The sequence below is a fragment of the Trebonia kvetii genome (assembly GCF_007827045.1).
Taxonomy (GTDB): Bacteria; Actinomycetota; Actinomycetes; order Streptosporangiales; family Streptosporangiaceae; genus Trebonia; species Trebonia kvetii.
Map to the genome: position 1 here is coordinate 399,331 of NZ_RPFW01000008.1, position 18,138 is coordinate 417,468.

General features: G+C 70.0%; 19 protein-coding genes and 1 pseudogene. 8 read left to right on the forward strand and 12 right to left on the reverse strand.

Annotated features, from left to right (window positions below):
- Window positions 1–6: 6 nt before the first annotated feature.
- The 4 genes from EAS64_RS36545 to EAS64_RS36560 form a co-directional block, all read right to left on the reverse strand.
- Window positions 7–780: an alpha/beta hydrolase family protein gene (locus tag EAS64_RS36545; protein WP_246116035.1), complete on the reverse strand. Its 774-nt coding sequence runs from the start codon at window positions 778–780 to the stop codon at window positions 7–9.
- Between the two features lie 17 nt (window positions 781–797).
- Window positions 798–950 carry a hypothetical protein gene (locus EAS64_RS45245; RefSeq protein WP_222849864.1) on the reverse strand — a complete coding sequence of 51 codons (153 nt, stop codon included), beginning with the start codon at window positions 948–950 and terminating at the stop codon, window positions 798–800.
- Window positions 951–1,282: 332 nt separating this feature from the next.
- Window positions 1,283–1,654, reverse strand: coding sequence for a hypothetical protein (locus EAS64_RS36555; RefSeq protein ID WP_222849865.1), 372 nt, complete (start codon window positions 1,652–1,654; stop codon window positions 1,283–1,285).
- Window positions 1,647–2,585: a DMT family transporter gene (locus EAS64_RS36560; RefSeq protein WP_187366440.1), complete on the reverse strand. Its 939-nt coding sequence runs from the start codon at window positions 2,583–2,585 to the stop codon at window positions 1,647–1,649. Before EAS64_RS36560 ends, EAS64_RS36555 begins: the two co-directional genes overlap by 8 nt.
- Window positions 2,586–2,655: 70 nt before the next feature.
- On the opposite strand from EAS64_RS36560, the gene EAS64_RS36565 reads away from it, so the two are divergent.
- Entirely contained in the window at window positions 2,656–3,198 is a 543-nt protein-coding gene (locus EAS64_RS36565) for a CGNR zinc finger domain-containing protein (RefSeq protein ID WP_187366441.1), read from the forward strand.
- On the opposite strand, the gene EAS64_RS36570 is transcribed toward EAS64_RS36565, so the two are convergent.
- The 3 genes from EAS64_RS36570 to EAS64_RS47235 all read right to left on the reverse strand — a co-directional run bounded on the left by EAS64_RS36570 (window position 3,199) and on the right by EAS64_RS47235 (window position 6,916).
- The gene (locus tag EAS64_RS36570; RefSeq protein ID WP_145860665.1) at window positions 3,199–3,690 is read right to left on the reverse strand and encodes a GntR family transcriptional regulator; all 492 of its coding nucleotides are present in this window, start codon (window positions 3,688–3,690) and stop codon (window positions 3,199–3,201) included.
- A gap of 243 nt (window positions 3,691–3,933) precedes the next feature.
- Complete coding sequence (locus EAS64_RS36575) at window positions 3,934–5,445, reverse strand: MFS transporter (RefSeq protein ID WP_145860668.1); 1,512 nt, start codon at window positions 5,443–5,445, stop codon at window positions 3,934–3,936.
- A gap of 79 nt (window positions 5,446–5,524) precedes the next feature.
- A complete protein-coding gene (locus tag EAS64_RS47235; RefSeq protein WP_145860670.1) occupies window positions 5,525–6,916 on the reverse strand; it encodes a putative RNA methyltransferase in 1,392 nt (463 codons plus the stop codon).
- 106 nt (window positions 6,917–7,022) lie between these two features.
- Between EAS64_RS47235 and EAS64_RS36585 the strand changes: the two genes are divergently transcribed.
- The 4 genes and pseudogenes from EAS64_RS36585 to EAS64_RS36600 all read left to right on the forward strand — a co-directional run bounded on the left by EAS64_RS36585 (window position 7,023) and on the right by EAS64_RS36600 (window position 10,543).
- Window positions 7,023–7,592 (forward strand): adenylate kinase, encoded by a 570-nt coding sequence (locus EAS64_RS36585; RefSeq protein ID WP_145860671.1) that lies wholly within the window; start codon window positions 7,023–7,025, stop codon window positions 7,590–7,592.
- A 151-nt stretch (window positions 7,593–7,743) separates the two neighbouring features.
- A complete protein-coding gene (locus tag EAS64_RS36590; protein ID WP_145860674.1) occupies window positions 7,744–9,309 on the forward strand; it encodes a hypothetical protein in 1,566 nt (521 codons plus the stop codon).
- A 31-nt stretch (window positions 9,310–9,340) separates the two neighbouring features.
- Window positions 9,341–9,826 (forward strand): annotated as a pseudogene (locus tag EAS64_RS36595) (ATP-binding cassette domain-containing protein); the annotation flags it as partial.
- Between the two features lie 150 nt (window positions 9,827–9,976).
- The gene (locus tag EAS64_RS36600) at window positions 9,977–10,543 is read left to right on the forward strand and encodes a Uma2 family endonuclease (protein ID WP_145860676.1); all 567 of its coding nucleotides are present in this window, start codon (window positions 9,977–9,979) and stop codon (window positions 10,541–10,543) included.
- 4 nt (window positions 10,544–10,547) lie between these two features.
- Here the strand turns inward: EAS64_RS36600 and EAS64_RS36605 are convergent, their stop codons facing one another.
- The 4 genes from EAS64_RS36605 to EAS64_RS36620 all read right to left on the reverse strand — a co-directional run bounded on the left by EAS64_RS36605 (window position 10,548) and on the right by EAS64_RS36620 (window position 13,960).
- Window positions 10,548–11,243, reverse strand: coding sequence for an HAD family hydrolase (locus EAS64_RS36605; RefSeq protein ID WP_145860678.1), 696 nt, complete (start codon window positions 11,241–11,243; stop codon window positions 10,548–10,550).
- A gap of 14 nt (window positions 11,244–11,257) precedes the next feature.
- On the reverse strand, window positions 11,258–12,085 hold the full coding sequence (locus EAS64_RS36610) for an amidohydrolase family protein (protein ID WP_187366442.1): 828 nt from the start codon (window positions 12,083–12,085) through the stop codon (window positions 11,258–11,260).
- A gap of 266 nt (window positions 12,086–12,351) precedes the next feature.
- Window positions 12,352–13,236, reverse strand: a complete 885-nt coding sequence (locus tag EAS64_RS36615) for a class I SAM-dependent methyltransferase (RefSeq protein WP_145860682.1) — start codon at window positions 13,234–13,236, stop codon at window positions 12,352–12,354.
- Between the two features lie 139 nt (window positions 13,237–13,375).
- Window positions 13,376–13,960 carry a TetR/AcrR family transcriptional regulator gene (locus tag EAS64_RS36620; protein WP_222849866.1) on the reverse strand — a complete coding sequence of 195 codons (585 nt, stop codon included), beginning with the start codon at window positions 13,958–13,960 and terminating at the stop codon, window positions 13,376–13,378.
- Between the two features lie 113 nt (window positions 13,961–14,073).
- Here EAS64_RS36620 and EAS64_RS36625 point away from each other — a divergent pair, with 113 nt between their 5' ends.
- Complete coding sequence (locus EAS64_RS36625; protein ID WP_145860684.1) at window positions 14,074–14,502, forward strand: tautomerase family protein; 429 nt, start codon at window positions 14,074–14,076, stop codon at window positions 14,500–14,502.
- Between the two features lie 80 nt (window positions 14,503–14,582).
- Here the strand turns inward: EAS64_RS36625 and EAS64_RS36630 are convergent, their stop codons facing one another.
- A complete protein-coding gene (locus tag EAS64_RS36630) occupies window positions 14,583–15,608 on the reverse strand; it encodes an NADPH:quinone reductase (RefSeq protein ID WP_145860686.1) in 1,026 nt (341 codons plus the stop codon).
- Window positions 15,609–15,684: 76 nt separating this feature from the next.
- Between EAS64_RS36630 and EAS64_RS36635 the strand changes: the two genes are divergently transcribed.
- Together EAS64_RS36635 and EAS64_RS36640 are read left to right on the forward strand one after the other, a co-directional pair.
- Entirely contained in the window at window positions 15,685–16,953 is a 1,269-nt protein-coding gene (locus EAS64_RS36635) for an FAD-binding protein (protein WP_145860688.1), read from the forward strand.
- Window positions 16,950–18,116 (forward strand): acyl-CoA dehydrogenase family protein, encoded by a 1,167-nt coding sequence (locus EAS64_RS36640; RefSeq protein ID WP_145860690.1) that lies wholly within the window; start codon window positions 16,950–16,952, stop codon window positions 18,114–18,116. Before EAS64_RS36635 ends, EAS64_RS36640 begins: the two co-directional genes overlap by 4 nt.
- Window positions 18,117–18,138 lie beyond the last annotated feature (22 nt).

Below are 18,138 nucleotides of genomic sequence, written 5' to 3' on the forward strand. Positions count from 1 at the left end.
CCAGTCTCAGCCGGCGAGCAGACCGGGCAGCGCCGCGATGACCGCTGCCCAGTCGGGCGTCGCCGGGTCGATGAGCGTGAAATGGTCGCCGCGCAACTCAATCAGGCGCGCCTGCCCGCCCGCCGCCGTCGCGGCGGCCACATACCGCTCGCTGTAGGAGTAGGGCACGTTGTCGTCGCCCCGCGAGTGCAGGCACAGCACGGGCGCGGACGGCGGCACCGCCGCGATCGGATCGGCGAGCCGGTACTCAGCAGGCATCTCATCGGGCCCGCCGCCCATCAGGTCAAGCGCCGCCGTGTCCCCGACCCGCTGCCGCGCGCAGTCGGCGAGCGCGAGCACCCCAGCCTGCGACACCACCCCGGTCACCGCCACCTTCGGATTGGCGCCAGGCGCCCCGGCCGGCAGCTTTCCCCGCCCCACCGCCCAGGCCGCGAGGTGCCCGCCCGCGCTGTGCCCGACCACCACCACCCGTCCGGTATCAACGGGCAGCGAAGCCAGCAGGTCAATCCCCGCCGCCACATCCTCGAATGTCCCCGGCCAGCCGCCGCCGGCCAGCGCCCTGCGGTACTCCAGGTTCCACGCCGCATACCCCCGCCCCGCCAGGTCAGCCGCGAGCGGCCGCCCAAGCGACAGGTCATACCGCGCCCGCCAGAACCCCCCGTGGATCACCACCACGGTCCCCAGGGGCTTTCCGTCCGGCAGCGAAAGCTCCCCGAACTGACTCGGATCCGCCCCGTACCGGTGCACAACCCGCCCGTTGTCCGCCGGCCTACCTGCCACGCCGCCCCCTCTCCGCGTCATGCGAGCTCGTCGTCTCCGTCGTCCGCGTAGGACTCGGCGTACAGCCGCCTGTTGATGTCATCTGACCACGCCTGCGCCCATCGTCGCAGGTTCGCGATCTCACCCTCGGACAGCCCGTACGCCGAGAACTCCTCGTCGGCACGCCACAAGACGGAGCCGAGCCGTGTCGCGAGCCCCTCAAGGCTGAATTCGTCCCAAGCGCACCTGCTGCCCAGCGATTCCAGCTCTGTCTGTGAACGGATCTTGGACGCGGCGTGAATATCGACGAGATCTCGTGGTAACCGCGATCCGCTAGGGCTCTGACCTTGGTGCCGATCACATCGTCGAGGGAGAGTACGGGCCCCCAGGGCGTGTCCTCCGGCGGACGGTCGAACCCTTAGGCCGTGCGCCTGAACCGCGTAGCCCCCCGTGATGACGAATGGGAACGCGTTGCCAATTTCCAGAACGTCCTGCAGCAGTCTCCTGTGCAGGGCGTTCAGGTTCATGGGCGGACTGGCACCCCTTCGATGAGCTCAGGAAACGCCGCTTCCCAGACCTCGCGGATGACCCGCCCCACCACCATGCGGAGCATCGGCCAGTGCCTGAGCAGGAGCCCGCGGTTGAGGTAAGCCGCGAGATCCTCCTGCAGGCCCTCCGTCAGCACGACCTGATACATGCTGGCGCAAAGAGGCGCACGGTCAACATCAAAAGCGGTGAGGCCGGACCACGCGATGTGCGCGGGGAGCTGGACGGTGCCATGGCCCGGCCCGGCGAGTTCGTCTAGGGTCGCGGGCAGCCTGCTGCGGTACCGCTCCTCAAGGATCGCGGCACGAGACACCGGCGCTGCTTCCGGGAAGCCACCCACATCACTCATTATGCGCCGCCGACGAGCCCGCCGGCACTGATTGCCCGCTCTCCGCCGGCTTGACGGCGCCCCGCCCCGTGCTCGCCACCGCGACCCCGGTCAGGATGAGCAACCCGCCGCCCGCCATGGCCAGCGTGACGTGCTCGCCGAGGAACACCGACGCTGCGAGGACGCTGACCGCCGGCTCCAGGTACAGCAGCATGCTGACCCGGCTGGCGCCGTCGGCGAGGATGGCGAAGTTCCACAGCAGCATCCCGGCCGCCGTGCTGCCGACGCCGAGGAACACTAGGTCCGCCCAGACCGCCGGCCCGAGGTGCGGCAAGCCCGCGCCGGGCAGCATCCAGGCGAAGGCCAGGTAGGGGACCGTGCCCACGACGGTGGACGCGGCGGTCGCGGGAAGGGCGCCGAGTTCCGCGCTGAGCGGGCGCAGCACGATCGTGTAGGCGGCGAAGGACAGCGTGCTGGCTAGGACCAGCCCGATTCCGGCCAGCGCACGGTAGCCGCTCGCCCCGGTGACCGCTCCGGGTCCCGCGAGCACGGCGACGCCCGCCAGGGCGGCGGCGCTGCCGAGCCAGGGCCGGACGCCGCCGCGCTCGCCGGAGAACAGCCGGCCGAGCACCAGGACCCAGACCGGCTCGGTGGCAAGCAGCAGTCCCACCGTTGACGCGGGCAGCCAGCGCAGCCCCAGGGTGACGAGCAGGTTGTACCCGACGAGGCCGAGTAGTCCGGCGGCGACCAGCCGGCCCGCCAGCCGGAGCCGGTGCCGGACCCGGCGGAACACGGACACGGCCCAGGGGAGCAGCAGCAGCGACGCCATGACCATGCGGAGCAGCAGCAGCGGCAGCGGCGACAGGTGCCCGACGACCGCGCGGGTGGCCACCGGGGCGAGGCCCCACAGGACCACCGCGGTCAGTCCCGCGGCCAGCGCGTCGCGTCTCACTGGTGTCCCTCCCGGCTCCGCCGGGACGTTACGCACCCGGCGCTTACCGCCAGTCTGCTGTAATGGTCTTATGCAGTTCAACACTTACACGGTGGCGGGCGCGCATATCGCGGTCTGGCTGGTCAATCACCCGGAGCCGGACCAGGCGGCACTCGCCGCCCAACTGCGCAGCCATGACGTGCACGAACCGCAGGTCACGGTGGATGACGCGCTCGCGCTGAATCCGTGGGCGGCCCGGCTGCGCGAGGTGTTCGAGTCGCAGACCGTCGCGGAGAAGGCGGAGCTGACCGACGCGCTGCTGCTGGCGGCCGACTGCCGGCCCCGGCTGGTCAGCCACGGCCCAGGCAGCCCGTTCCACTTCCACTACGCGCCGGTCGAGACGGGTCTCGCGGCGCGGGTCCGCGCCCTCACCGCCGCGGGCGTGGCGCACGTGATCGACGCCGGCGGCGGCAGCCGGCTGCGGGCCTGCGACCGGGCCGGCTGCGGGGTCGCCTTCCTCGACACGTCGCGCAACGGACGTCGCCACTTCTGCGGGGTCCGCTGCGCCAATCAGGTCAACGTTGCCAATCACCGGCTGCGCCAGCGCCCGGTCGGCGCTGGCACCGCTGGGTGATCACGGTCCGGCAGCCTCGGGGAACGCGAGCACCGTCTGCGCCGTGTCGTAAACGACCGGCGGTTTGCCGGGCTCGGTCACGACGAACACGGTGAGGCCGAGTAGCTCGCCCTGCTCATGCGGCTGGGGCATGCGCACGACGACCCGGCTGCCCGGAGCCACGATGACTCGCTTTATCTCGGGAGTGCGGGTCACGAAGTGCCCGACGCCGCGCCGTGTCTCCGCGATGCCGGTCTCGCGGAGCAGTTGCATGGCCCTGCGTACCGTGTCCCTGCTCACCTGGTAGCGCTCACCCAGCTCGGGTTCTGACGGTAGCGGCGAGCCGGGCGGGAGCTGCCGCACGATGATCATGCCCCGCAGGTACATGGCGAGCTGGAGGTACGCGGGGAGCATGCTGCGCGGGTTGATGACCGAGGCATCGATGACATCGCTTATAGCTGCGACCGCCTGTGCATCGGCGAGAGTGAAGTGACGTTTGTCACTATTTGTCATATTTCTCTTTTCTGCACGCCAGCCGTGCGCATACTCTTCTGCTTGTACGGATAAGCATACAAGCTATGGCCGTACGGGGGCGGACGGCACCGGAGGGTGCTATCCCCATCGGCCCCCGGCGGGAAGTACCGCCGGACCGGCCGGTCCCTGGCCTGTAAGCAAATGGGGTGGCGGGCCAGGGACCACCCCGCCGCTGCCAAACGCCACCCGTCGCACCGCATTCCCCGAGGTGCCAGCGGCAGGTCAGCGGGGGCACGGCTGGGTGACCGGCCGCTCCGGCGCGACGGTGGTGATGGTCGTTGCGGTCGGCGAGCCCGGCCCATCGGCGCAGTCCGCGGAACCCGATGCCCCTGCGGCCCGGCTAGCGCGGCGCGGCAGCAGGACGGCCGCCGCGACCGCGATGGACGCGACGCCGAGCCCCGTGCCGACCAGCCAGGCCAGGTGATACCCGTCGGTGAGCGCCTGCGCGGAGGTCCCGCCTCCGGTGCGCGCCGAGGCGAGCGCGGTGAGCACCGCGACGCCGAGCGCCCCGCCTACCTGCTGCGTCGTGTTGAACACCCCGGAGATCACTCCGGCGTCCGCGTCGGTGGCGCCCGCCATGCCGAGCACGGTGAGGGCAGGCAGCGCTAGCCCGCCGCCGATGCCGAAAAGCACGAGCGGCGGCAGCAGCCATAGGGCGTAGGCCGCGTGCGCCGGTGCCTGAGTCAGCACTGCGAGCGCGCCGGTGATCGCGACCAGGCCGCTCAGCAGCAGCGCCCGGGCGCCGAAGCGGACGGTCAGCCGCGCCGACAGGCCGAGCGAGACCATCGCGATCACCGCGGCGGTCGGGAACAGCCCGAGCCCGGCGGCCGCGGCGCCGTAGCCGAGCGCCCGCTGGAAGTACAGGATCACGATCACCTGGAAGCCCATCGCGGCGCCGATGATGAACAGCTGCGCGACGTTGGCGCCCGCCACTGCGCGGGATGCGAGCACGCGCAGCGGCAGCAGCGGCGTCCGCGCGGTGGCCTGCCGGACGGCGAAGCCGGCGAGCAACGCGACCGCGAGCAGGCCGGCCCACCAGTCAGCGCGGGAGGCGATGGAGAAGACGGCGAGCATGACCCCGGACGTGGCGAGCAGCGCGCCGATTCCGTCCGCCCCGACCCGCAGGCCGAGTCCAGCGTCACCGGACAGCACCCGCCAGCCGGCCAGCGCGGTCGCCGCGCCGACCGGCAGGTTCACGAAGAAGATCCAGTGCCAGCTCGCGTACTGCACGAGCAGCCCGCCGAGGATCAGGCCCGCGGACGCGCCGACCGCGCCGGTGAACGCGAAAGCGCCGATCGCCCTGCTCTGCTCCGCGGGGGAGTAGAAGAGCCTGACGATCATCCCGAGGGTGACCGCGGACGCCATGGCCGCGCCGCCCCCCTGCACGAACCTGGCCGCGATCAGCATCCAGGGCGCGACCGCCAGGCCGCAGGCGAGGGATGCGAGGACGAACACGGCGATCCCGGCCAGGAACAGCCGCTTGCGCCCGAGCAGGTCGCCAAGCCGGCCGCCGAGCAGCAGCAGACCGCCGAAGGCGATCAGGTAGGTGGTCATCACCCAGCTCAGGTTCCCGGCGGTGAAGCCGAGATCCTGCTGGATGGCCGGCAGCGCGACGGTCACGATCGTGCCGTCGAGTATGACCATGAGCGACGCCGTGCACAGGATGCCGAGCGCCAGCCAACGCTTTGCGGGGGGTTCGGGGGGTCGTCCCCCCGCAGGATTATTGCGAACCATGTGAAGACCTCCCTATGAGCAAGCCCTTAGAGAGACCGTAACAGATAATCTAAAAGCAGACAATCTAAAAATGACCAACCTAGCCCGGAACGCGGGCCCGCCGCACCGGCCGGTCGGACACCACTGGCTCCGCCAGCAGCCCGGTGACCAGCGAGGTCAGCGCGCCGGTGAATACCTCCCGCTGCTCCGCCGGCAGTGCGTCGAGGACCTCGCGGTGCACCCCGTCGGCGATCTCGTGCCCGGCCGCGACCAGGCCGGCGCCCGCCGCGGTGACGGTGATGATCCGCGCCCGCCGGTCGGCCGGGGATGGCGTCCGTTGCGCGTACCCGGCGCCCTCCAGGTAGTCCATGGTGTTCAGCATCGTCGTCTTGTCCAGGTCGGCCAGCTTCGCCAGTTCGATCTGCGTGTAGGAGCCGCGCATCGCGTGCGCGAGCACGCAGTACTCGCGCGGCGTGATCCCTATCTCGGCGAAGGCCGCCGTCATCCGGGTGGCCAGCACGTGCGACGCGTGCGTGAGCAGGAAGCTGAGGTCAAGCACCCCGCGGCCGCTGATCGGCTCTGCTGCGAACGTCATGGACCCCATGCTACGTCTGTAATTAGATAATTCCGTGATAGACGTATCCCGGTAGCCGCGCACCTCGACGTCGACGGTGACCGTGACGGGATCGGGCAGCGCGGCAACCCGTTCGGCCAGCTCATCCGCGCCGATGTGCCGGGCGTTCGGCCCCATCGCCACCAGCTCGGTGACCTCGGCATGCCCAAGGCGCAGCGGATAGCGGACCGCCTGCTCGGTCGCGTCCGCGTAGTCGTGGTAGGCGAGCGCGAGCCGGGCGGTCTTCCGCTCGTCCATCCCGATAAGACCGAGCGGCCCGCGCAGTTCCGCCAGGTGATCCGCGCCCGGGGTGGCCACGATCAGCGCGCCGCCCGGGGCGAGCACCCGGCGGATCTCCGCCGGGTTGCGCGGCCCGAACACGCTCAGCACCAGGTCCGCGGCGCCGTCCGCGAGCGGCAGCGGCTGCCAGGCGTCCGCGCCGAGCGCGGCCGCCCGGGGATGCGCCCGCGCCGCGCGGCGCAGCGCCGGCGCGGACAAGTCGACGCACGCGCCGAGCCGGCCGGGCAGCGCGTTGAGCACGCCGCCGAGGTAGTAGCCGGTACCTCCGGCGAGGTCGACCACCAGGCCGGCCCCGCCGCGGTCGAGCGCGGCGGCGAGGTGCGCGATGGCGGCGGCGAGCGGCCGGTAGTGCCCGGCGCCGAGAAACTCCTCGCGCGCCATCACCATCTCGGCGCTGTCGCCGGTTCCCGGCCCGCCGCGGCCGCTGGTGAGGCTGACGTAGCCCTGCCGCGCGATGTTGAAGCTGTGCCCGCGCGCACACCTGACCTGATCCTCGCCCACCGCAACCGGACCGGCGCAGACCGGGCAGCGCAGGAAGGCCGCGACGGCGTCGAGCGCCCGGTGCCGCTGAACCGCCATCCGCCCCTCAGCCCCTTACGCCCCCGTCGATGCAGCCTCGCCTGCGCGAACTATAGTGCGGTAGTGCCGGAGCCGGTTCCGGCGGTAACCCCAAGGACGTGATCAGTTGCGCGTCATCATGCTCGCCCCGCCCGGCGCAGGTAAGGGCACCCAAGGGGAGCGGATCGCCGCCAGGTACCAGGTGCCGCACATCGCGAGTGGCGACATCTTCCGCGACGAGGTGGCACGGAAGACCCCGCTTGGGGAGCGTCTGCGCGCCTACCTGGCCGCCGGCGACTTGGTCCCCGACGAGCTGGTGCTCAGCGTGATCCTTGACCGGGTGCTCGCCGCCTCGCGCGACGACGGCGGCTTCGTCCTCGACGGATTCCCGCGGACCCTCGCCCAGGCGCAGGCTGCCGCCAAGATCGCCAGGGACACTGGCGCTAGCGCGCAGGCGGTGGTGTACCTGGACGCGCCCGCCGAGGTCCTCATCGAGCGGCTGTCCGGGCGTGGCGAGAACCGCGCGGACGACAGCGCGGACGTGCAGCGGCACCGCCTCGAGGTATACGCGCAGCACACCAAGCCACTCATCGATTACTACACGGATCGGGGCATCCTGATCAGGATCGATGCCACCCCCGCCGTTGATGAGGTCTCCGAGCAGATTTTCGCCGCGCTCGACGCAATCGATAACTGAGCGTCGCAACGCTCTGACCTGCATAAACGCACAAAGATCACAAAGTCCGGCCGGCAAGGTGAGCCACGCGACACGCCGCGTTACCGCGAAGTCCCACCCTGGGCGCGCGATGTGAGGTAAATCCGATGGTGTGCATCGGAGCTTGCGGACCGTGTCGGCGATTGCCGTCCTCGGCATGCTCGCGGCCTGCTCCGGCCAGACCGCGGGCGGAGCCTACGGAGGCCGGCCGGGAGGCGGCGGAACCAGCCAGGCCAGCACCGCGCATCCGCTGCCCGTCGCGCTGACCCGGGTGACCTCCGCGACCGTTTCCGTCCAGCCGGACACGGGCCCCGTTGCCGTTACCACCGAGTTCGCCCGCAAGCTGTACGCGTCGGCGCCGATCGTGGTGGTGGCCTCCGCGGACGGCACCAAGCTGCCGGCGGCGGTCCGTGAGGCCCGCGCCATCCACGCACCCCTGCTGCTCGCCCCGGCCGCCGCCAAGGCCAGCGCCACCAGCAAGGCCACCGACACCGCCGAGGCCCAGCTCACCGCGGGCATCCAGGCGCTGCACCCGGTCGCCGTCTTCTCCATGGGCCTGTCATCAACAGCAACGGCCGCGCTCGCCGCGCGGCTGCCCGGAATCCGCGTGGTGCGCCGCGTGGCCGACCTGCCCATGACCGGCGACCCGGCGTCGCTGCGCGACGTGACCGTGCTCATCCACGCCTCGGCGAAGGCCAGCCGGAGCGTCCCGGTCGTCGCAGTGACCACGACGGCGAAGGCGGCGGGCGCAACCGTCATCGACATGACGGGCGCCGACCCGCGGGCCGACCCGACGGTGATCAAGGCCCTGGCGCGGCTGCGCCCCGCCGCGGTGGTCGCGGTGGGCGCCGGATTCGGCACGGTCACCCAGCTGACCGCCAGGCTCGCGGTCGCGGAGACCGGCACGCAGCTTCCAGGCGGCGGTCAGGTCATGTTCCCCGGCCGCAGGCTGATCGCGCTGTACGGGCACCCGGAAACGCCGAGCCTTGGCGTGCTCGGCCAGCAGGACCTGCCGGGCAGCATCGCCAGGGCCAAGCAAATCGCCGCCGAGTACCGGCCACTCAGCACCGTGCCCGTGGTCCCGGCGTTCGAGATCATCGCCTCGGTCGCCGAGGGGTCGCCAGGCCCGGACGGCAGCTACTCCTACGAGACGCCGGTCGCCGACCTGTTGCCCTGGGTGCGCAGCGCGACCAAGGCAGGCCTGTACGTCGTGCTCGACCTGCAGCCGGGGCGCGCCAGCCTGCTCCAGCAGGCCAAGGACTACAAGTCGCTGCTCGCGCTGCCCAATGTCGGCCTGGCACTCGACCCGGAGTGGAAGCTGCTGCCTGGACAGCGGCCGCTCAAGCAGATCGGACATGTGGACATCTCCGAGGTCAACAGCGTGATCGACTGGCTGGCCACGCTGACCGCACGCGACAAGCTGCCGCAGAAGCTGCTTGTGCTGCACCAGTTCCTGCTCAGCATGATCGCCGGCGAGCAGGATCTTGACACCAGCCACGATGACCTGTCGATCCTCATCCACATGGACGGGCAGGGCACCCCGGGCAACAAGCAGGCAACCTGGAACGCGGTCACCGCGACCGCACCGCGTCGGGTGTTCTTCGGCTGGAAGAACTTCTTCGTCATGGACCACCCGATGCTCTCGCCTGGCGAGACCATGACGAAGACTCCCGCCCCGGTGATGATCTCCTACCAGTAAGGACGAGCCCGTATCAGCGGCCTGTCAGCCGCAGTACGCCTCGGTCGACGAGACGCTCACCGGAATCGAGAACCTGACCCTCATCGGCCGGCTGACCGGCCTGTCCCGCAGGGGCGCCAAGCTCCGCGCAAGTCACCTGCTAGCCCGGTTCCGGCTAGCCGACGCCGCCGGCCGCGCGGTGAAGACCTACTCCGGCGGCATGCGCCGCCGCCTCGACCTGGCCGCGAGCCTGGTCAGCAGGCCGCGGGTGCTGTTCCTCGACGAGCCGACCACCGGACTCGACCCGCGCAGCAGGAACGAGCTGCGGGACATCGTGCGGGACCTGGTCGACGACGGCGTGACCGTCCTGCTCACCACCCAGTACCTGGAGGAGGCCGACCAGCTCGCGGACCGGATCGCGGTCATCGACCGCGGCCGGGTCATCGCCCAGCCCGCTCGCAGCGATCCAGCAGACCTGTTCGCTCGCCTGGTGCACCTTGGTGCAGGTCAAGCACAACCCATTCGAGCTGATCGACTTCTCGGTGCAGCCGATCCTGTTCCTGTTCCTGTTCGTGTACGTGCTTTGGCAACAAATTACGATATTAATACTTGATTTCGACTGCTACTTTTCCACTTCGAATGTCTGTAGTAGCTGGCAGAGTGGACAGCATGATCGAAGGAGGGCACGATGAGTGCTATGACAATCGGCGAGGCATGGCCAGACTTCGGCAGTGCTTTCACCGTCGCCGAACTGGACCGGATGCCCGATGACGGCCATCGGTACGAGCTACTCGACGGGGCGCTCGTCGTGAGCCCCAGGCCGACGACCGTCCACCAGGTCGTGGCCACGCGGCTGGCCAGCGCGCTCGAACGGGACTGCCCGGAGGACCTCTGCGTGGTCGCTGAGCCCGCCGTGCAACTCGACGATTGCACCGAGTTCGACCCGGATCTCGTGGTGGTCCCGCTCAACGAGGTCGGTGACGCGAAGTTCACCGCGCCTCCGCTGCTGCTGATTGAGATCCGGTCTCCGAGCACCGCCTTGTTCGACTTGAACAGGAAGAAGGCGGTGTACCAGCGGTTCGGCGTCCCGTCATACTGGATTGTGAACCCAGACCCCCGCCCCGAGCTCACCGTCTTCGAGCTGCGTGACGCGAGCTATGTCACCGAGCTGACCTCAACCCAGCCGGTGACTGTCACGCGTCCGTTCCCGGTCACCATTGACCCTGCCAGGCTGACCAGGGGCCTTCGCCGCTAGGCGGCTAGTCGAAGCGGACGCCGGCCTCGTCGAGCCGCGACAGCATGTCCGCCGGGTCTCCGTATACGCGGAACGCGCCAGCGCGCTCAAGCTCCTCGCGGCCGTAGCCGCCGGACTGCAGCCCGATGCCGAGCGCCCCCGCGCGCCGGGCGGCGAGCAGGTCCCAGACGCTGTCCCCGACCACCATCGCATCCCGCGGTTCCACGTCGAGCAGCGCCGCGCAGGCAAGGAACAGGTCCGGGTCCGGCTTGGCGTGCCGCACCATGTCCCTGGTCACCATCGGGGTGTCCTGCGGCAGCCCGAGCAGCTCAAGCGCGGGCCGCGCGGTCGCGGCGTACCCGCTGGTCGCGATTCCCCAGCGGACACCCGCCTCGGTCAGCGTGGCGAGCAGCTCACGCGCGCCGGGCAGCGCGATCACCGAGCCCAGCTGCTTGCGGTACTCGGCTGCGTGCGCTTGCTGCAGCTCCGCGATGTCGTCGGCGGACAGCGTCCGGCCGGTCTCCCGCAGCAGGGCCTGCACGAACAGCCCGCCGCTCATCCCGATCCGCCGGTGGATCCGCCACACCGCCAGGTCGATGCCGATGGCGCCGAGCGCGGCCCGCCAGGCGACCACGTGCTGGTACACGCTGTCGATCAGCGTCCCGTCGAGGTCGAACAGAAACGCCGGGGTGGGTGCGTGCGGGTACTCCACGCCGGTCATTGTGGCACGCAGACTTACAGTCGCAGGACGCGGGCGGCGTTGTCGTGAAGCAGCGCGGGGAGCGCCAGGTCAAGCTCGTCGAGTTCGGCCAGGCAGCGGTCCGGCGCGATGAACGGGAAGTCGCTGCCCCAGACGAACTGCGAGGAAAGACGCCCGCGCAGCTCACGGATCACCTCGGCGGGTATCCGCTTTGGCGACCAGCCGGAGATGTCGATGTACACGTTCGTCTTGTGCAGCGCCATCGCGATCAGGTCCATGTGCCACGGCCACCCGAAGTGCGCCGCGACCACGGTCAGCTGGGGGAACGCCGCCGCCACCGAGTCGAGCTTGAGCGGGTGCGCGTAGTCCAGCCTGATCCCCTGCCCGCCCGGCTGCCGCGCCCCGATGCCGCTCGTCCCGGTGTGGAACAGCGCGAGCAGCCCGTGCCGCTCGCACGCCTGGAAGACCGGCCAGTACCGCTCGTCGTCCGGCGCGAACGCCTGCAGCGACGGATGGAACTTCACCCCCCGCAGCCCGAGCTCCGCGATCCGCGCCACCTCGTCAACCGCCGAGTCCTTATGCGGATCGACAGACCCGATCCCAGTGAACGCGTCCGGGTGCTCCGCGATCGCGGTGGCCACGGTCTCGTTCGGCACCCGCGGCCGCCCGGTCGCGGTCTCCGCGTCCCAGGCGAGCAGCACCGCCCGCACGTCAAGCGCCCGGTACTTGGCGGCGAGCTCATCAAGCGACTGCCGCTCCACCGAGGACCTGAAGTACGCCTCCGCCGCCTCGACATATCCCGCCATCGACCCGTCAATCCAGTCTGGCGTCGGCAGGTGCACGTGAAAGTCGATCGCTCGCATGAAACGGGACGCTACACCCGCGGTACCGGCTAGCGGCTGCCAGATCCGGATAGCGCGAACAGCCGCAATCCGTTCGCTAGCTACCGCCTCCATGTGCTCCGCGATCTGGGCTACCTGGCCTTCACCTACGGAGTACCTCAGCAGCCGCCCGCGTCCCCAGGCTATGACGTGGCGCAGGTACGCGATGGACGGATCGCCCTGTTGTACACGCTGCTGAACGGGTTCACCGACCCGGGAGTAGCAGGATTGATCGGGGAATCGGGGACTCACGCCGCCGGCTGCCTGAAGTGCCAGATGACGAGTGCCGGGCCGGCGGTGGCGCGCGCCGCCTCCGGCAGGTAGTCCAGCAGCGACCACGGCCAGTCCTGCCAGTCGCCGATCTCCGTCGCGGCCTCGGGCGGCGGCCCGTCCGTCCGGGTGAAAGGCTCCTCGCAGCGCACCACCTGCAGGCCGCTGCTCAGGGCCGCCCGCAGGTAGTCACCGAACTTATGCCGGTGGCTGGCAACAATGCATGGCTCGCCTCCCGGGCCGCGTGCCGTGATCACCGAGCCCCTGGTGACGTGCTCATGATGGATGTCCGAGATGACTAGGTCCCCGCCAGGGCGCAGCACGCGGGCGAACTCGGCCAGCACCGACTCGAGACGCGGCACGTGGACGAGGGCGAGCGCGCAGACGATGACGTCCACCCAATCGTCCGCGAGCGGCAGCCGGTGCAGCTCACCGAGGTGGAATTCGCCATCGGGTACGCGCCGTCGTGCGTGCGCGAGCATGTCCGGTGAGCTGTCCACGCCGATGACCCGGTGCCCGCGACTGGCGAGGAAGTCGGCGAACCGGCCGGTCCCGCATGCGGCGTCGAGCGCCACGCCGGGCTCTCTGTCACCGAGGAACTCGGCCACGAAGGGCTCGTCGATCGTGAACAGCCCGCCGCCCGCGTGCTCGTCATAGTCGGCGGACTGCTGCCGGTAGGCGGTGACGGTGGTTACTCGCTCCGCGAGCACGCCGCGGTCCCGCAGCTTCTCGTCATCGAGCAGCCGCCGGATCTCGACCAGCCGTGCCTCGGTGAACGCGCGATCGTGGTCTCCGGCCCAGGCGTCAAGCAACGCGATGCCCTCGAGGCCGAGCAGGTAGCCAAGCGGATCCTGATAGATCACGAGATCCGATCGTAAAAGGCGCGCGACAACCTGCCTACCGCATTTCCGCCGACGTCCGCAGGGGATGGGGCTCGGCCACCGTCTGGACTCAGCCGCGCCGCCGCGTCTGCGACGGAAGGCTACCCGCGGCCGCGTCATCCTAAGATGACAAATCTTCAGCGTGTCGCTTACCAGGGTCGGCTGCCAGCACGCGCAGCTGCCCGGCTACAGCCTCGAGCGGCTCGAGCGAGTGCTCCGCCCGGCACAGGACGGTGGCGCCCTCGCACGCGGCGATGATCGTCACCGCGAGAGCCCGGGCCGACGCGGGCTCGACCCCTGACGCCTCCAGGGCCGCGGCGAGCCGCTCGCGCCAGGATCGGAAGATCGCCGCCGCCCGCTCGACCAGTTCCGGCACGTCCGCGCTCACGGTGACCGCGAGCACGGCGCAGCCCGCCCGGAAGTCCGACCTGAGCAGCACTGCACGCCACAGCCCGACGAACGCGTCGACGATCTCAGCCGCGGACAGGCCGGTGAAGGAATCGGTGAACGCCAGCGCCCGATCGCCCGCGAGGTCGATAGCGGCCCCGATGAGCTGGTCCTTGCCCTCAGGGAAGTGGTAGTAGATCGACCCACGCGGCGCTCCGGAGTCCTTGAGCACCGAGGAGAAACTGGTCGCCTGGAACCCGTGCATGGCGAGCAGCTTCACGGCGCTGGCGATCATTCGGTCCGGTGCTTCGCCTGCCACGCCCCGTCCTTCCCGCTGCGGTTGCCAACTCCCCGTCCGCACTCTATATGATGGCCGTCATAGGCATTATGACGCTCGTCATAATGCCTGTTCGCAGAGACGGAGTCACAGCCGTGCCCATGATCGACGTCTACAGCAATGCCGGAACGTTCGCGGACAAGCACGCCCTGGCGAAGCGACTCGCCGCCACGCTGATGGAGATCGAGCAGGTTCCCGACATTCCCATGTTCCGTAGCAACACCGCGGCCTTCGTGCACGAGCTTCCCGACGGCGCCATCGCGAACGTCGACGGCGGGGGCGACTACGTCCGGGTGCAGGTGCTGACCAATGCCGGGGCACTCGACCGTGCCAAGCAACTCGCCGTGGTCGAGCGGTTCACCGCCATCGTCGCGGAGGCGGCAGGCGATGCCTCGCTCGCCGAGCGCACCTGGGTGCTGCTGACCGAGGCGGTGCCCGGCGGGTGGGGCCTGTACGGCCACGCGAACACCAACGAGGAACTGGTCGCGGCCGCCAGGGCGGAGATCGCCAGGCTGCGCGGCTGACCCGAGACTAGCGGCGACCCTCGCAGGTGCCTTCCGGTGTTATAACCCCGGAGCCGTCAAGGCTTTCGAGGAGTTGATCTTCACTCGTCGGCGATGTCGATCAGCACCTTGCCGGTCGCGCCGCCCTCGACGGCGTCGTGCGCGGCAGCCAAATCCGCCAGCGGATAGTGATGCAGCGGCAGTCCGGCCTCCTCGCCCACCCGCAGCGCTCCGGCCGCAACGGCAGCGGTGACGTCCGCGGCGGCCGCGGCAAGCAGCGAGGGGCTCAGGGTGTAGAGCAGCAGGAACTGATACCGCAGGTTCCGCGCGAAGGTGGCACGAATCGAGAGCGGGAACGTGTCACCGCCGTTGTTGGCGTAGATCGCGATCGTCGCCCCGTTGCGCGCCACGGCCAGGTCGAGCTCGTTATTGACCGCGGGGGACACCTCGACGATCAGGTCGACCCCGTCGGGTGCGAGCCGCCCGATCTCGGCGGCGGCATCCGCCGTGCGGTACTTGATCGTGTGGTGCGCGCCCGCCGCCACCGCGAGCGCCGCCTTCGCGTCGCTGCTGATCGTGCTGAGCACCGTCGCCCCCGACCAGGCGGCGAGCTGGATTGCGGCGTTGCCTACCGCGCCCGCTCCGCCATGCACCAGGACGACCTGCCCGGCAAGCGTGCCGGGCCCTAGCCGAAAAGAAGCATCGCCCGAGGTGAGCGCCCGGTGCGCGGTGATCGCGGGCACGCCAAGGCAGGCGCCGAGGTCGAACGACGCCTCGTCCGGTAGCGGAACGGCCCGGTGCCAGTCCAGCACGCAGTACTCAGCGGTCGTCCCGTGCGGCGTCCCGTGCTGTCCGAGATACAGCCAGACCCGGTCTCCGACCGAGACAGAGGTCACGCCGGACCCGACCGCGTCGACGAAACCCGCGCCGTCCTGGCCCGGCGTCACTTCCTCGAACGACGATCCGGCAGCCGATGACGAGCCGGCCCGCGCTTTCCAGTCGGTCGGGTTCACCCCGGCGCGGACCATCCGCACCAGGACCTGTTCCGGCCCCGGCGAGGGAACGGGCCGGTCCACCAGCCGCATGACGCTCGACGGGCCCTTTTCCGCATAGACGATGGCGCGCATGGGTCCGATGCTAGGCAATGCGCGGTGCCTATGCTGAAGAGCCTGCACCGAACGCAGGGCACAGATAGGGAGAGATGTGGCGTCTCAGCTCAGCAACTGGTCTGGCAGCTACCAGTTCACCGCCCGCGAGGTGATCGCCGCGCAGACGATCAGCGACGTACAGAAGGCCGTGAAACAAGGCAGGAAAGTAAGGGCGATCGGCACCAGGCACTCGTTCAACGACCTCGCAGACAACGGCGCCACCCTCATCGACGTAACCGGCATAGCCCCAGACCCGGTGATCGACGAAGCAGCAAGGACGGTGACCGTGGGCGCCGGCACCTCCTATGGCGTGCTCGCGTCCTGGCTGGAAAGAAACGGCTGGGCGCTGCACAACCTCGGCTCGCTGCCGCACATCTCCATCGCCGGCGCCACCGCCACCGGCACCCACGGGTCAGGCAGCGGCAACAAGATCCTGTCCGCCGCGATCGCCGGCATCGAGTACGTGGCGGCCGACGGTGAAATCAGGCATACGACGAGGAATGACGACGGCTTCGACGGCATGCCAGTCGGCCTCGGCGCATTCGGCATCGCCGTGCGGATCACGCTGGACATCGAGCCGTCCTACGACATCCGCCAGGACGCGTACGCGGGCCTCACCTGGGACCGGGTGCTCGAGGACCCGGATGCGGTGATGAACTCCGCCTACAGCGTGAGCCTGTTCACCGACTGGACCGGTCCCACCCTGCGCGCGGCCTGGGTCAAACGCAGGACAACCGACGCAAACAATCAAGACGTAGACGATTTCTTCGGCGCCCAGCGAGACCCAGGCCCCGTCCGGTTCATCGACGCGCCGGAGGACAACCTGACGATCTGCGGCGTCCCCGGCCCGTGGTCGCAGCGCCTGCCGCACTTCCGCCTCGACAGCACGCCGAGCAACGGCGACGAGATCCAGACGGAGTACTTCGTCGACAAGCGGCACGGCGCGCAGGCCCTTGAGGCTCTGCGGCAGCGAGCAAGCAAAATCGCGCCGGTACTGCAGGTCTCCGAGATCCGCTCCATCGCCGCCGACACCCTGTGGCTCAGCGGCTCCTACCAGCGCGAGACGATCGCGCTCCACTTCACCTGGCTCAACAGGCCGGATCAGGTAAACGCCGCGGTAACGCAGGTCGAGCAGGCGCTCGAGCCGTTCGCGGCGAGGCCGCACTGGGGCAAGGTCTCGCACGTCACCGCCGAGCGAGTCACGGCGCTATATCCACGGCTGAAAGACGCCAGGGAACTGTTCGAACGCCTCGACCCGGAAGGCCGCTTCGGCAACAACCGCCTGGAGCGGCTCGGCGTCCGCGCTGGCCAGGTCCGCCGATGACCGCCCTTACTCAGGAGGAACGGGATGTGCTGACCCTGGTCGCCGACTGGGTAGACCGCGAGGTCCGGCCGGCCGCCAGGGAGCTCGAGCACGCCAACACCTACCCGGCGGACCTCATCGGCCAGATGAAGGAGCTCGGCATCTTCGGCCTCGCCATCCCCGCCCCCTGGGGCGAGGCGCCGGTGTCGATGCCCTGCTACGCACTGGTCACCGCGGAGCTCGCCCGCGGCTGGATGAGCCTGGCCGGCGCGATGGGCGGGCACACCGTCGTCGCCAAGCTGCTCGTCACGTTCGGCACGAAGCAGCAGCAGGACAAGTACCTTCCCCAGATGGCGACGGGGGGGTTGCGCGCCACCATGGCGCTGACCGAACCGGGCGGCGGCTCCGACCTGCAGGCCATTCGCACCATCGCCAGGCGAGACGAGGACGGCGACGGCTACGTCATCAACGGCGCCAAGACCTGGATCACCAACGCCCGCCACTCGGGCCTTATCGCGCTGCTCTGCAAGACCGACCCGGCCGCCGAGCCACGGCACCGCGGCGTATCCGTGCTGCTCGTCGAGCACGGCCCCGGCCTGACCGTGTCCAGGGACCTGCCCAAGCTCGGCTACAAGGGCGTGGAGTCGTGCGAGCTGTCCTTCGACGACTTCCGGGTGCCCGCCGACGCGGTGCTCGGCGGCATCGAAGGCCGCGGCTTCGCGCAGATGATGAAGGGCCTGGAGACCGGGCGCATCCAGGTTGCCTCCCGCGCGCTCGGCGTGGCGCGCGCCGCGTTCGACGACGCGCTGCGCTACGCGCAGCAACGCGAGGCCTTCGGCAAGCCGATATGGAAGCACCAGGCGATCGGCCACTACCTCGCCGACATGGCGACGAAGGTGACCGCCGCGCGTCAGCTGATCCTGCACGCCGCCGAGCGCTTCGAGTCCGGCGAGCGCTGCGACATGGAGGCGGGCATGGCCAAGCTGTTCGCCTCCGAGATCGCCATGCAGGTGGCCCTGGACGCGGTCCGGATACACGGCGGCTACGGCTACTCCACCGAGTTCGACGTCGAGCGCTACTTCCGCGATGCGCCGCTGATGATCGTCGGTGAGGGGACGAACGAGATCCAGCGCAACGTCATCGCCGACCAGCTCGTCAAGCGCGGCGGCCTCGACCGCTTCTGACGCGATCAAGTCAAGGGAGACG

Excerpts from the sequence above, each read along its gene's own strand:
- EAS64_RS36565 (WP_187366441.1), top strand. The coding sequence starts at position 2,656 with ATGCAGTTCAACACTTACACGGTGGCGGGCGCGCATATCGCGGTCTGG.
- EAS64_RS36575 (WP_145860668.1), bottom strand. The coding sequence starts at position 5,445 with ATGGTTCGCAATAATCCTGCGGGGGGACGACCCCCCGAACCCCCCGCA.
- EAS64_RS36605 (WP_145860678.1), bottom strand. The coding sequence starts at position 11,243 with ATGACCGGCGTGGAGTACCCGCACGCACCCACCCCGGCGTTTCTGTTC.
- EAS64_RS36610 (WP_187366442.1), bottom strand. The coding sequence starts at position 12,085 with ATGCGAGCGATCGACTTTCACGTGCACCTGCCGACGCCAGACTGGATT.
- EAS64_RS36600 (WP_145860676.1), top strand. The coding sequence starts at position 9,977 with ATGAGTGCTATGACAATCGGCGAGGCATGGCCAGACTTCGGCAGTGCT.
- EAS64_RS36640 (WP_145860690.1), top strand. The coding sequence starts at position 16,950 with ATGACCGCCCTTACTCAGGAGGAACGGGATGTGCTGACCCTGGTCGCC.
- EAS64_RS36630 (WP_145860686.1), bottom strand. The coding sequence starts at position 15,608 with ATGCGCGCCATCGTCTATGCGGAAAAGGGCCCGTCGAGCGTCATGCGG.
- EAS64_RS47235 (WP_145860670.1), bottom strand. The coding sequence starts at position 6,916 with ATGGCGGTTCAGCGGCACCGGGCGCTCGACGCCGTCGCGGCCTTCCTG.
- EAS64_RS36570 (WP_145860665.1), bottom strand. The coding sequence starts at position 3,690 with ATGACAAATAGTGACAAACGTCACTTCACTCTCGCCGATGCACAGGCG.
- EAS64_RS36555 (WP_222849865.1), bottom strand. The coding sequence starts at position 1,654 with ATGAGTGATGTGGGTGGCTTCCCGGAAGCAGCGCCGGTGTCTCGTGCC.